The following is a 12819-nucleotide window of genomic DNA, read 5'->3' on the forward strand; positions in this document are numbered from 1 at the left end:
CCGTTTCCTTCGTTCATATTGTTGCTCTCACGACGCGTGCGCGCCTAGCCGCGATGCCTATCGGCGTTATCGATGGCACGATTGGGCCTGAGACGAAACGAAAAAATATCAAAGCGGAAAGAACAAGGCCCCGTTTCCGGGGCCTGTTCATTTATCCGCGCAGCACGCCGCCGGTCTGTTTGGCGACACTGGCCACAACCTGCTTTGACAGTGCGTCCAGATCTTCATCGGTGAGGGTGCGGTCCTGCGGCTGCAACAGCACTTCAACCGCAATCGACTTCTTGCCTTCGCCAAGCGATGCACCCGTGAAGATGTCGAACACCTGCACGCCGACGATCAGCTTCTTGTCGGCTGCGGAAACCGCCTTCACGACATTGCCCGCCTCGACATTGGCGTCCACCACAAAGGCATAATCGCGCTTGAGGCTCTGGAACTGTGACAGGTTGAGCGCAGGCTTGGTGCGGGTCGCCTTTGCCTTCGGCTCAGGGATCGCATCGATATAGATTTCAAAGCCGCAGAGATTGCCCGACACGTCGAGCGCTTCCAGCGTATCCGGATGGAACTCGCCGAAATGGCCAAGCACGACCTTGGGGCCGAGCTTCAGCGTGCCGGAACGGCCCGGATGGAACCATTCCGGCCCACCGGCTTCGATCTGGATGCGGTCAACGGGTGCACCGGCGGCTTCCAGTGCGGCCAGCGCATCGGCCTTGGCATCGAACACACCCACCGTTGCGGCATTGCCGGACCAGAAACGGCCAGCACCTTCAACGCCTGCCGTTCCACGACGGATACCGCCCGCCACACGGCGCTGCTTCTCCGGCGTGTCGCCTTCATAGATGCCCGACACTTCGAACAACGCGATATCGCCAAAACCGCGATCCGCATTGCGTTGTGCCGCAGCCAGGAGGCCCGGCAGAAGCGACGGACGCATATCCGACATGTCGGCTGCAATCGGGTTGGCGAGCTTCAACTCCGGCTGGCCGCCGCCAAATGCCTTGGCCTGCGTTTCCGAAATGAAGGAATAGGTCACCGCTTCCAGCATGCCGCGCGACGCGAGCATGCGGCGAGCGTGACGCGTGCGGATCTGCAAGGTGGTCAGGATGCGGCCATTGACGGCGCCATGATTTGGGAGCGGCTGCGGCTCGATCTGGTTGATGCCGTGAATGCGCATGACTTCTTCAACGAGGTCGGCCTTGCCTTCCACGTCTCCGCGCCATGTCGGCACCGTCGCCTTGATGACCTTGCCATCGCCTTCGACACCGAAGCCGAGACGCTTCAAGATATCGAGCGAGGCGTCGTAGGAAACCTCGATACCCGTCAGGCGCTTGACTTCCGTAACCGGGAAATCGATGACGCGCGCGGTTGGCGCCTTGTAACCCACAACGTCGAGAACCGTCGGCTGTCCGCCGCACAGGTCCAGCACCAGTCTGGTTGCAATTTCCGCACCGGGAACCATCATTTCCGGATCGACGCCGCGTTCAAAACGATAGCGCGCATCGGTGACGATGCCGAGTTCGCGGCCCGTACGCGCAATCATGCGAGCATCCCACAGAGCGGATTCGATCAGCACATCCGTGGTGTTCTCGTCGCAACCCGAATGCTCGCCACCCATGATGCCGGCAATCGATTCGGGACCGTTTTCATCGGCGATAACGTACATGCCGGTGTTCAGCTTGTACTCGCGCTGGTCGAGCGCCAGAATGGTTTCGCCATCCCCGGCGGCGCGCACCGTCAGGTTGCCCTTGACCTTCGCCGCGTCGAAAACATGCAGCGGACGGCCCTGATCGAAGGTCACGTAATTGGTGATATCCACCAGCGCATTGATCGGGCGCAGACCGATTGCCTTCAGACGCTGCTGCATCCATTTTGGGCTCGGGCCATTCTTCACGCCCTTGACCATGCGCAGCGCAAAACCGAGACAGAACGGGTTTTCCGCATCCTGATCGAGAATGATCTTGACCGGCGTTTCGCCTTCGCCCTTGGCGGCGGCAGGCAGCGTGTTCTTCAGCGTGCCGAGACCGGCGGCGGCCAGATCACGGGCAATGCCATGAATACCGGTGCAATCGGCGCGGTTTGGCGTGAGGCCGATTTCGATGATCGGATCGTCAAGGCCCATATAGGCGGCAAAGCTTGTGCCCACCGGCGCATTTTCCGGCAGATCGATGATGCCATTGTGCTCGTCGGACAGTTCCAGCTCGCGCTCGGAGCACATCATGCCAAAGCTTTCGACACCGCGAATCTTGCCAACTGACAGCGTGACATCGAGACCCGGCACATAGTCGCCCGGACGGCCCAGAACACCGACCAGACCGGCGCGGGCGTTGGGCGCACCGCAAACGACCTGTACCGGCTTGCCATCGCCCGTATCGACGGACAAAACGCGCAGCTTGTCGGCATCGGGATGCTGGGTGGCGCTCACCACCTTGGCGATCTTGAAAGCCTTGAAGGCGGCGCGGTCATCGACCGATTCCACTTCAAGACCGATATCGGTCAGCTTCTCGACGATCTGGTCGAGCGTCGCATCGGTTTCAAGGTGATCCTTGAGCCAGGAAAGCGTGAATTTCATGATCGTGTTCTTTCCTAAAAATCAGCGTTTGAGCACTTCGACAACGCGAAAGCGCTCGCAAAGCAATTCCATATCCGGGGAGAAGCCGCCGTTGCGGCGAAAATAGGCTTCGTGCCCCTTTCGCCATTCTTCCAGCGGACCTTCGCCCTCCTGTTCCGCGAATGCCGCATCAACTTCATCAAAGCGGCGGACCGTCAGTTCGACGGTTTCTACCACCACAGCGGGTCGGCCAAGACCATCCAGAACCACATCGCGACGACCAACGACCGGCATCGGCTCACCGTCTTCACCGAACGAGGCAAGCGCGGCACAGGTCGCAGTCTTGCGACCCGCGAGAACCAGCGCAAGCAGCTCATCGGCGAGTTCCGGCGTGTCGCCGAAGGCGAAGGTCACGGCATCGCGATAAGGTTCTGGCAGTTGCGTCATGCGCTCAGACCACCGAACAGTGTCGGCAGATCGAGCGGACGGAAACCGTAATGGTTGATCCAGCGCACATCGGCGTCGAAGAAGGCGCGCAGATCCGGCATGCCGTATTTCAGCATGGCGATGCGGTCGATGCCCATACCCCAGGCAAAGCCCTGATAGACATCCGGGTCGTAACCGGAAGCGCGCAGGACATTGGGATGCACCATGCCGCAGCCCAGAATTTCGAGCCAGTCATTGCCTTCGCCGAACTTCACATGCGGGCCGGAACGGTCGCACTGGATGTCCACCTCGACTGACGGTTCCGTGAACGGGAAGAAGCTCGGACGCATGCGCATCGTTACCGACGGCACTTCGAAGAACGCCTTGCAGAACTCTTCCAGCACCCACTTCATATTGGCGACATTGGCCGACTTGTCCACGACCAGACCTTCAACCTGATGGAACATCGGCGAATGGGTGGCGTCGGAATCCATGCGATAGGTCTTGCCCGGGATCACGATGCGGATCGGCTCATCGCGGCCTTCCTTGTCGCGAATCGCGGCGAACTTCTCCATCGTGTGCACCTGCACCGGCGAGGTATGCGTGCGCAGAAGCTTGCGCTCGCCCTTCTCATCTGGATTGAAGAAGAACGTGTCGTGCATCTCGCGTGCCGGGTGCCCTTCCGGGAAATTCAGCGCGGTGAAATTGTAGTAATCGGTCTCGATATCCGGACCTTCGGCAATCGAGAAACCCATGTCGGCGAAGATCGCGGTGATTTCGTCCACCACCTGCGAAATCGGATGAATGCGGCCGCGCGAAGCAGCGCTTTCACGGACCGGCAGCGTCACATCGACTTTTTCGCGCTCAAGGCGGGCGGCAACCGCAGCCTTGCGCAGTGCGGTCTTGCGCTCCGTCAGCGCGTCGGTGACGCGGTTCTTCAAACCGTTGATCGCCGGTCCCTGAACCTGACGCTCTTCCGGCGTCATGGTGCCGAGCAGTTTCAGCTTCTCGGAAACCGTGCCCTTCTTGCCCAGTGCCGCGACGCGGACCGCTTCAATCGCCTGCTCATCGCTGGCGGCGGCGATTTCGCCCATGATCGTTTGTTCGAGTTGTTCAAGATCGCTCATTTTTAGCTTCCCACTCGTGTCTAAAGACACTCGTCGCCTCTTGGTTTACGTCCCTCTCGTGTCCAAGGGACACTCGACGCCTCTTGTTTTTGCTTCCCTGTCGCGTCTTCGACGCTCCACGCCTCTTGGTTAGCTTCCCTGTCGTGCCTGCAACACCCACGCCTCTTCATCGGCGATATCTGCACCGGGCACCAGATAAGAAAGAAAAACCCGCGCCAGCCGAGCCAGCGCGGGTTCCCCAAATTCACAATGTCACTTGGGAAGGGCTGGCTTAGCGGACAGCGCCTTCAAAAGCGTTCGGCGTTTCGGTGTTCTTGAGGTACTCAAGTGCCTTCTTCGCCGATGCAACCAGCGCACCGAATGCATCCGGTTCGTGGATTGCGATATCGGACAGGACCTTGCGGTCGATTTCGATACCAGCCTTGGCCAGACCGTCGATGAAACGGCCATAGGTCAGGCCCTGCTCGCGGACAGCAGCATTGATGCGCTGGATCCAGAGAGCGCGGAAGGTACGCTTGCGATTCTTGCGGTCGCGGTAAGCATACTGCTTCGAACGGTCAACTGCAGCCTTAGCGGTGCGGATGGTGTTCTTGCGACGACCACGGAAACCGGAAGCCTGATCGAGAACTTTTTTGTGCTTGGCGTGGGCGGTAACGCCGCGTTTTACGCGTGCCATATCATGATCTCCTTAAAGGACAGCGGCTTAGAGGCCGTTAGGCAGGAACTGTTTTACGATCTTCGCATCTGCTTCCGAGAGCACCATGGTGCCGCGTGCATCGCGAATGAACTTGTTCGAGCGCTTGATCATGCCATGGCGCTTGCCTGCAGCCGCAGCTACAACTTTGCCAGTGCCGGTGATTTTGAACCGCTTCTTGGCGGCCGATTTGGTCTTCATCTTGGGCATTTTGCTACTCCTTTGTTTAGTCCCCGTCGTGCCTGCGGCACTCCACGCCTCTTGTTAATAAAGGCGCTCGTGTCTGGTCACACAGGAACCGTGTTTTTACTTTCAGGCAGACCGAGCCTGAAAAGCATACGAAACCGCCACGGCATGCCCTGCCGGGCGGTTCGAACGCGGCCTTATAGGCTCAAAGCCCATAAAACGCAATGGCTGAATCCATCGAAATCGATCAATAAAGCCGCAGCAAAACCGACAAGACATGAATGTCCTGCAGGTACTCGATAAATTCGAAGAACGGATAGGCCACGAAGAATACCAGTCCGTCTATGAAAGTGCGATAGAGCCGGTCCGGCTTCACCGTCACCGTCGCATCGTCATTATAGATCGAAAACTTCGGAAAGAAGCGGGGAACCTCTCGGCAATAAGCGCGGTAAGGCTCGCCGAAATTCTGTTCCAGAAATTTTTCTTCCGTGCGGATGACGATGGAAAAGGCGATATAGCAAAGCACGCCGAAGCCGACAGTCACGATGATGCTGCCCGTCTGCGCGCCGATGCCCATCGCACCGATGGTGCTGAACACATAAAGCGGGTTACGCGAGACCGAATAGGGGCCGCTACGCACAATTTCAGCGCTCTTGCGCCCGCCGATATAAAGCGTGCACCACATGCGCCCGAGAATCGCCGCCACGATGAAACTGAGGCCGATGGACTCGATATATTCATGCACCCGCCCTACCCAGGCCGAGCGGACGAAAAGCAGCGCGATCACCAGAAGCACAATTACAACGCCAATCGCCAGACGACGCCGCTGCTGATACTTCCCCAATTCACCTATTGTCTTCATGATCGTTCCACGATTGCCATGTTCATTGCGGCTCGGTTGGCTATTTGTAAAGAAAAACCGCCCGAAGGCGGCTTTTCACAGACTATATCGAAAAAATCAGCGCGGTGCGAGCACCATCATCATCTGACGGCCTTCGAGCTTCGGCTCGGACTCGACCTTCGCGATTTCGACGGTGTCTTCCTTCACACGCTGCAGAAGCTTCATACCCAGCTCCTGGTGCGCCATTTCACGGCCGCGGAAACGCAAGGTAACCTTGACCTTGTCGCCTTCCTCAAAGAAACGCACAGCAGCCTTCATCTTCACCTCATAATCATGGGTGTCGATGTTCGGTCGCATCTTGATTTCCTTGATTTCAACCGTTTTCTGCTTCTTGCGTGCCTCGGCGGCCTTTTTCTGGTTCTGATACTTCAGCTTACCAAGGTCTACGATCTTGCAAACCGGAGGCTCTGCGTTCGGCACGATCTCAACGAGATCGAGGCCCGCTTCCTCAGCCATGGCGATGGCTTCCTGAATGGAAACATCACCGTGGTTCTGGCCTTCGGCATCGATAAGCTGGACCCGGGGAACCCGGATATCACGGTTGGAGCGCGGTCCGTCTTTCTGGACCGGCGTCGCTCTGAACGGTCGGCGAATGGTCGTTATCTCCTGATTGTTGACGTTCATACGGCAAGAACTTTTGTCGCTTACACGACATATCCCCGATCACACCGCAGTTGAACGCGGAAATGTCGTCAAGCAAGCGGCGAAGTCAATAGCATCTTTGACAGGAAAAATCACCCCCACGTGATAAAGAGCTAAATCGGGGGCGAAAAGCGACATATCGGTCACATTTCGTGCGATTTCAAGACGTGCCAAACGGTTGGGGCAATCGCGCGGGTTTCCTCGCCAGACGAGACATGGCAAAAGACATCCCAATTATTAGGAGACTCACATGAGCAATGCGGGGCCAGACGTGGAGCAGGAATTGCTGCCGGAATTTCTTGACGTGGACGGCGCGAAGATTGCCGTGCGCCACAGAGAGGGTAAAAATCAGCCCGGCGTCGTCTGGTTGGGTGGTTACCGCTCCGATATGCTGGGCACCAAGGCCGTCGTGCTCGACCAATGGGCCGAAAAGACCGGCCACAGCGCGCTGCGGCTCGATTATTCCGGCCACGGCGAATCCGGCGGCGACTTCAACGAGGGCACGATTTCGCGCTGGCTCAACGAAAGCCTCGCCGTCTATCGTCATTATGCCAAGGGTCCGCAGATTCTTGTCGGCTCATCCATGGGCGGCTGGATTGCGCTGCGCATGGCGCAGGAGCTGAAGAAGGAAGGCAAGTCGCCTGCCGGTATCGTGCTGATCGCCCCTGCTCCCGATTTCACGGCGGCACTTGTCGAGCCGAGCCTTTCCGACGCGCAGAAGCGCGACTTGCAGGAAAAAGGCTATTTTGAAGAACCGTCCGATTATTCGCCCAATCCTTACGTCTATACGCGCGCATTGATTGAAGACGGCCGCGAGAACCTCGTGCTCAAGGGGATCATCGAAACCGGTTGCCCCGTCCATATTCTGCAAGGCATGCAGGACCCGGACGTGCCCTATAAACATGCGCTGACGCTTGTGGAGCATCTGCCGGTTGACGATGTGACGCTGACGCTTGTGCGTGACGGTGACCACCGGCTGTCGCGGCCGCAGGATCTCGATCTTCTCATTCGCACGGTCTCCGGTCTGGCAGAACGCGTAGCCGAAACACACTAACGGGCAACAGCATAACGGGGCATCATCATGCGCTTTTCGGTCATCGCGTCATCGGCGGTTGCTGCCATTGTCGGCTTCGGCGGCACGCTGGCGCTGATCATCGCCGCTGCACAGGTTCTAGGTGCAACCCAGGCCCAAACGGCGAGCTGGGTCACCGCCATCTGCCTTTCGATTGCTGCCTCTTCCGCCTGGCTCAGCACGCGCTATCGGATGCCCATCATCGCGGCATGGTCGACACCCGGACTGGCGCTGATCGGCGCGAGCGCCGGTTTCACCATGGCCGAAGCGGTCGGTGCCTTCATCGTGACGGCGCTGGCGCTGATTGCCACCGGGCTGATCCGCCAGCTTTCGGTGCTGGTCTCCCGCATACCGGCCTCCGTCGCCTCGGGCATGCTTGCAGGCGTGCTGCTCAGCTTCGTCATCGCCGCCGCCAAGACCGTTCCCTTCGATCCGGTTTTCGTATTGCCGTTGGTGGCGCTGTTCTTCCTGATCCGCCTCTTCAACCCATCGCTGGCGGTCATCGCGGTTCTGGTGGTCGGCATGATCTTCGCGCTCGTCTCGGGCCGTTCACCCACCTTGCCCGCGCCCGAAATCTCGACGCTCACCCTCGTCTGGCCCGAATTTCACTTGGGCGCGATGATCGGCCTCGCACTGCCGCTCTATCTCGTGACCATGGCGTCGCAGAACCTGCCCGGCTTCGCGGTGCTGCGCGCATCGGGCTATGAGCCGCCGACCAGCGCCTGCCTGCGCGTGACGGGTCTGTTCTCCATCCTGTCGGCACCGTTTGGCGCATCCACCACCAATCTGGCGGCAATTTCGGCAGCGCTCTGCACCAACCCGGACGCCCATCCCGATCCCACCAAGCGCTGGCTGACCGGCCCGGTCTATGCGGCAATCTATGTGGTGTTCGCTTTGTTCGGCGCATCGCTGGTTGCGATCTTCGCCGTCCTGCCGACAACGCTGATCGCGCTGGTGGCCGGTCTCGCCCTGACCGGCCCGTTTATCAACGCCATGGCGCTTGCCCTGAAGGATGAACCGGAGCGCCTTGCCGCGACGATCACCTTCGCTGTCACCGCCTCCGGCATGGCGTTTTTCGGGGTGGGCTCGGCCTTCTGGGCCCTGATTGCCGGGCTTGCCGTTACTTTTCTCGAACATTTTCGCAAAAAAATTTCGAGATAATCACATTGGTTAGCTCTGTCTCCCCCTGAATCGGGCTGGAATCGGATTGCGACATTCTTGAAATGCCGCAATCCCCTCACCAATTCGAAATCAAGCCGCCAAACACGAAATGTCCGCATGATGTGGACCTGGCAGGCCTGATATTATGGAGCAGACCATGACCAATTCCGCATTGATACGACCGGCATGGACGCCAGCCACGATTGCGCTGATGGTGCTCGGCTTCTTTCTCTTCTGGCCGCTTGGCCTTGCCATGCTCGCCTATATTCTTTGGGGCGACCGCCTCGAAGGGTTCAAGCGCGGCGTCAACGAGAAGACCGATTCCATGTTCGGTTCTTTCCGCAACTGCCGCAAGAGCGAGAGCTTCAACTTTGGCGGCGCAACCGGCAATGCAGCCTTCGACGATTGGCGTCGTGAAGAACTGGACCGCCTTGCCGAAGAGCGCCGCAAGCTTGACGAAGCCCGCGCCGAATTCGAATCCTATGCCGCTGAGCTTCGCCGCGCACGCGACAAGGAAGAGTTCGACCGCTTCATGGCTGAGCGTCGCGCTGCCGCCAAGAAGACGCCAGCCAAGGGTGGCAAGAACGACATCACCGATCTTTGATAGGGTATAACACCCTGAAATCTCTTGAAACGGCGCGGTAAAACCGCGCCGTTTTGCTTAAAAAGGCTTTTTTGTCTGGCTTTTCACACGAATCGCTTATTCTTAAGCGATGGGCTTATCCTTTCTTCGGCAAATCAGCGGCAACCGGGCATCTGCCAATACGGCGACTGTCCGGAGCGAACGCGTCCATGCGGTGGCGGGTCGCGAGCTGTCATTGCGTGTCTTCGAAAACCCGCGCGCCAAGCGACTGACGCTGCGCATTGAGGCGGGCGGCAAAGGACTGCGCATCACGGTCCCGCCGGGATTGCCCGAGCGCGAGGTGCAGAGCTTTCTCAAGCGCCATCAGGGCTGGATCGAAAGCCGCATCACCAAATTGCCGGATCAGCCCGCTGTGCGTCCCGGCGTGAAAATTCCGATCCGCGGCGTGCCACACCTCATCATGCATCAGCCCGGACGCGGCACAGTCGACCTGCTTGAGGGCAATGTGCTGCTGGTGCATGGCGACCCCGCGCATCTGCCGCGCCGTCTGGCCGACTATCTTAAAGGTCAGGTGAAGCGGGATATCGAAACGCTCGTCGCGCGCCATACGGCAACTGTCGGGCGCAAGGCCAAGGCCGTCCGCTTCAAGGATACCAAGAGCCGCTGGGGCTCCTGCACCTCGGATGGCGTTCTTTCCTTTTCATGGCGGATCGGCATGGCGCCCCCGGCCGTCATCAACTATCTCGTCGCGCATGAAGTCGCGCATCTGATCGAGATGAATCATGGGCCGCAATTCTGGAAACTCTGTCAGGAGCTTTGTCCCGATACGGAACGCTGCAAGGCGTGGCTGAAGCGAAATGGCAGCGCATTACAGGCTATAGACTTTACATGAACCCATCGACACTGACCGCCGCCAAGGTGCTGTGGGATTACCACTGCATTTATGATCCCACTCCGGCATCCGATGTCATCATCGGCCTTGGCAGCTATGATTTGCGGGTCGCGGAACGCGCCGCCGATCTCTATCTCGAAGGCATGGCGCCGCTGGTAATCTTCACCGGCAAAAGCGGGCACTGGACCGAAAATCTCTATCCCGCCAGCGAAGCGGAAGCCTTTGCCGAAGTGGCAATCCGTCGCGGTGTGCCGGAAGAGGCAATCATCATCGAGCCAAACGCCACCAATATTGGTGAAAACATCCGTTTCTCGCTCGAAAAAATGCTGCCGGGCGTGATCAGCCCGATTTTCGTCACCAAGCCGCAGACCCAGCGCCGCGTGCACGCCACCGTCGCCCGGCAATGGCCGGAAGCAAAGGCAAGCGTGACGGCGCCGCTCCTTTCCTTCGAGGAACAGCCGACGCCATCCTATCCGCTGGAGATGCTCATCAATGAGATGACCGGCGATCTGGAGCGCATTCTCGACTATCCCGCCAAAGGCTACCAGATTGCGCAGGCGGTTCCCATGGAGGTCATGGAAGCGTATGATTTCCTGATCGCACGCGGTTTTGACGGACACACAGTCAGAGATTAGCTGCGAACGGCTTGAGAAGCGCCTCGTTTTATGCGACGGGAAACCATGGCTTTGGATATCAAGATATGCGGGCTGAAAACGCCTGACACAGTCGCTGCCGCTCTCAACGGCGGTGCGACGCATATCGGCTTTATCTTTTTTCCAAAGAGCCCGCGCAATATCACGCCCGATGCCGCAGCCGCGCTGCGCCCTGCCGCGCTTGGCCGCGCCCAAGCTGTCGCCGTCACGGTCGATGCCGACGATGCGACGCTGGATGAAATCGTCAGCGCCGTGAAGCCGGATATTCTGCAACTGCACGGCCATGAAACGCCGGAGCGCGTGCGCTTTGTGAAAGAGCGTTACGGCCTGCCGGTCATGAAGGCCTTTGCGATCCGCAGCGCCGAGGATCTGGCCGCAATCGCGCCCTATAAGGGCATTGCCGACCGCTTCCTGTTCGACGCCAAGCCGCCGAAGGGATCGGAATTGCCGGGCGGCAACGGGGTCTCCTTCGACTGGGGCCTGCTCGATGCGCTTGACGCGGATGTCGATTACATGCTTTCCGGTGGATTGAACGCTGGCAACATTGCCGAGGCGCTGCACGAGACGCACGCGCCGGGCATCGACATATCGTCTGGCGTCGAGCGCGCACCGGGCGAAAAGGACGTGCGTCTCATTGAAGATTTTTTCCAGGCTGTCGCCGATGCGGATGTATCACCGTCCGCAAAACGCGCCTGAACATGACGGAGCTGAAGCGTTGAACAAGCCGGTTGAACCCAATTCTTACAAGACAGGCCCGGATGAAGAGGGCATGTTCGGTATTTTCGGCGGACGTTTTGTCGCTGAGACGCTGATGCCGCTGATCCTCGAATTGCAGGAAGCCTATGAAACGGCCAAGAACGATCCTGAATTCAAGGCCGAGCTTTCCGCCCTTTCGACCTATTATGCCGGTCGCCCGTCGAAGCTTTATTTCGCAGAAGGCCTGACAAAACATTTGGGCGGCGCAAAGATCTACTTCAAGCGCGAAGACCTGAACCACACCGGCAGCCATAAGATCAACAACTGCCTCGGCCAGATTTTGCTGGCCAAGCGCATGGGCAAGACGCGCATCATCGCCGAGACCGGCGCTGGCCAGCATGGCGTTGCGTCGGCCACTGTCGCTGCACGTTTCGGCCTGCCTTGCGTCGTCTATATGGGCGCAACCGATGTCGAGCGTCAGAAGCCGAATGTGTTCCGCATGAAGCTGCTGGGTGCCGAAGTAAAGCCCGTTACGGCTGGCAACGGCACGCTCAAGGACGCGATGAACGAAGCGCTTCGCGACTGGGTCACCAATGTTGAAGACACCTATTACCTGATCGGCACGGCTGCCGGTCCGCATCCTTATCCGGAACTGGTCCGCGACTTCCAGTCGGTCATCGGCACGGAAGCCCGCCAGCAGATTCTTGAACAGGAGGGCCGTCTGCCGGATGTCATCATCGCGGCTGTCGGCGGCGGTTCCAATGCCATCGGCCTGTTCCATCCTTTCCTCGATGACGCATCGGTCAAGATCGTCGGCGTCGAGGCAGGCGGTCACGGTCTGGACGGTGACGAGCATTGCGCATCGATGAGCGCGGGTCGTCCCGGCGTTCTGCACGGCAACCGCACCTATCTGCTCCAGAACGAAGACGGCCAGATCCTCGAAGGTCATTCGGTTTCCGCCGGTCTCGACTATCCGGGTGTTGGCCCGGAGCATTCCTGGCTGAAGGATTCGGGTCGCGTCGATTACGTGCCGATCCTCGACACGGAAGCACTGGATGCCTTCCAGCTTGCAACCCGCGTCGAAGGCATCATTCCGGCGCTCGAATCCGCCCATGCCATTGCGCAGGCCGTCAAGATGGCGCCAACCATGGGCAAGGACCAGATCATGATCGTCAACCTGTCTGGCCGCGGCGACAAGGACGTCCACACGGTCGGCAAGCTGCTCGGCATGGATATCTGAG

General features: G+C 59.1%; 15 protein-coding genes. 8 read left to right on the plus strand and 7 right to left on the minus strand.

Annotated elements, in window-relative coordinates:
• Window positions 1–151 precede the first annotated feature (151 nt).
• The 7 genes from pheT to infC all read right to left on the minus strand — a co-directional run bounded on the left by pheT (window position 152) and on the right by infC (window position 6413).
• Window positions 152–2566 (minus strand): phenylalanine--tRNA ligase subunit beta, encoded by a 2415-nt coding sequence (gene pheT / locus JAU75_RS07425; RefSeq protein WP_199055873.1) that lies wholly within the window; start codon window positions 2564–2566, stop codon window positions 152–154.
• Between the two features lie 21 nt (window positions 2567–2587).
• Window positions 2588–2992 (minus strand): ASCH domain-containing protein, encoded by a 405-nt coding sequence (locus tag JAU75_RS07430; protein WP_199055874.1) that lies wholly within the window; start codon window positions 2990–2992, stop codon window positions 2588–2590.
• Complete coding sequence (gene pheS, locus JAU75_RS07435; protein ID WP_151588519.1) at window positions 2989–4098, minus strand: phenylalanine--tRNA ligase subunit alpha; 1110 nt, start codon at window positions 4096–4098, stop codon at window positions 2989–2991. The genes JAU75_RS07430 and pheS overlap by 4 nt, the downstream gene beginning before the upstream one ends.
• 271 nt (window positions 4099–4369) lie before the next feature.
• Window positions 4370–4774 carry a 50S ribosomal protein L20 gene (gene rplT / locus JAU75_RS07440; protein WP_007872656.1) on the minus strand — a complete coding sequence of 135 codons (405 nt, stop codon included), beginning with the start codon at window positions 4772–4774 and terminating at the stop codon, window positions 4370–4372.
• A 27-nt stretch (window positions 4775–4801) separates the two neighbouring features.
• The gene (gene rpmI / locus JAU75_RS07445) at window positions 4802–5002 is read right to left on the minus strand and encodes a 50S ribosomal protein L35 (protein WP_024898386.1); all 201 of its coding nucleotides are present in this window, start codon (window positions 5000–5002) and stop codon (window positions 4802–4804) included.
• A gap of 223 nt (window positions 5003–5225) precedes the next feature.
• Window positions 5226–5840, minus strand: a complete 615-nt coding sequence (locus tag JAU75_RS07450; RefSeq protein ID WP_199055875.1) for an isoprenylcysteine carboxylmethyltransferase family protein — start codon at window positions 5838–5840, stop codon at window positions 5226–5228.
• A 96-nt stretch (window positions 5841–5936) separates the two neighbouring features.
• Window positions 5937–6413 (minus strand): translation initiation factor IF-3, encoded by a 477-nt coding sequence (gene infC / locus JAU75_RS07455; RefSeq protein ID WP_319080801.1) that lies wholly within the window; start codon window positions 6411–6413, stop codon window positions 5937–5939.
• On the opposite strand from infC, the gene JAU75_RS24225 reads away from it, so the two are divergent.
• The 8 genes from JAU75_RS24225 to trpB all read left to right on the plus strand — a co-directional run bounded on the left by JAU75_RS24225 (window position 6366) and on the right by trpB (window position 12818).
• Window positions 6366–6557 (plus strand): hypothetical protein, encoded by a 192-nt coding sequence (locus JAU75_RS24225; protein WP_371836128.1) that lies wholly within the window; start codon window positions 6366–6368, stop codon window positions 6555–6557. The two genes, infC and JAU75_RS24225, sit on opposite strands and share 48 nt — an antisense overlap.
• A gap of 214 nt (window positions 6558–6771) precedes the next feature.
• Complete coding sequence (locus JAU75_RS07460) at window positions 6772–7575, plus strand: alpha/beta fold hydrolase (RefSeq protein ID WP_199055876.1); 804 nt, start codon at window positions 6772–6774, stop codon at window positions 7573–7575.
• 27 nt (window positions 7576–7602) lie between these two features.
• On the plus strand, window positions 7603–8754 hold the full coding sequence (locus JAU75_RS07465) for a benzoate/H(+) symporter BenE family transporter (protein ID WP_199055877.1): 1152 nt from the start codon (window positions 7603–7605) through the stop codon (window positions 8752–8754).
• Window positions 8755–8911: 157 nt separating this feature from the next.
• The gene (locus JAU75_RS07470; RefSeq protein WP_199055878.1) at window positions 8912–9358 is read left to right on the plus strand and encodes a DUF2852 domain-containing protein; all 447 of its coding nucleotides are present in this window, start codon (window positions 8912–8914) and stop codon (window positions 9356–9358) included.
• A gap of 109 nt (window positions 9359–9467) precedes the next feature.
• Entirely contained in the window at window positions 9468–10229 is a 762-nt protein-coding gene (locus JAU75_RS07475; RefSeq protein WP_199055879.1) for a M48 family metallopeptidase, read from the plus strand.
• Window positions 10226–10864: a YdcF family protein gene (locus JAU75_RS07480; protein WP_199056030.1), complete on the plus strand. Its 639-nt coding sequence runs from the start codon at window positions 10226–10228 to the stop codon at window positions 10862–10864. The genes JAU75_RS07475 and JAU75_RS07480 overlap by 4 nt, the downstream gene beginning before the upstream one ends.
• Window positions 10865–10909: 45 nt before the next feature.
• Window positions 10910–11578, plus strand: coding sequence for a phosphoribosylanthranilate isomerase (locus JAU75_RS07485; RefSeq protein ID WP_199055880.1), 669 nt, complete (start codon window positions 10910–10912; stop codon window positions 11576–11578).
• A gap of 19 nt (window positions 11579–11597) precedes the next feature.
• On the plus strand, window positions 11598–12818 hold the full coding sequence (gene trpB, locus JAU75_RS07490) for a tryptophan synthase subunit beta (protein WP_113533760.1): 1221 nt from the start codon (window positions 11598–11600) through the stop codon (window positions 12816–12818).
• Window position 12819 lies beyond the last annotated feature (1 nt).

Source organism: Ochrobactrum sp. Q0168 (genome assembly GCF_016427605.1).
Lineage (GTDB): Bacteria > Pseudomonadota > Alphaproteobacteria > Rhizobiales > Rhizobiaceae > Brucella.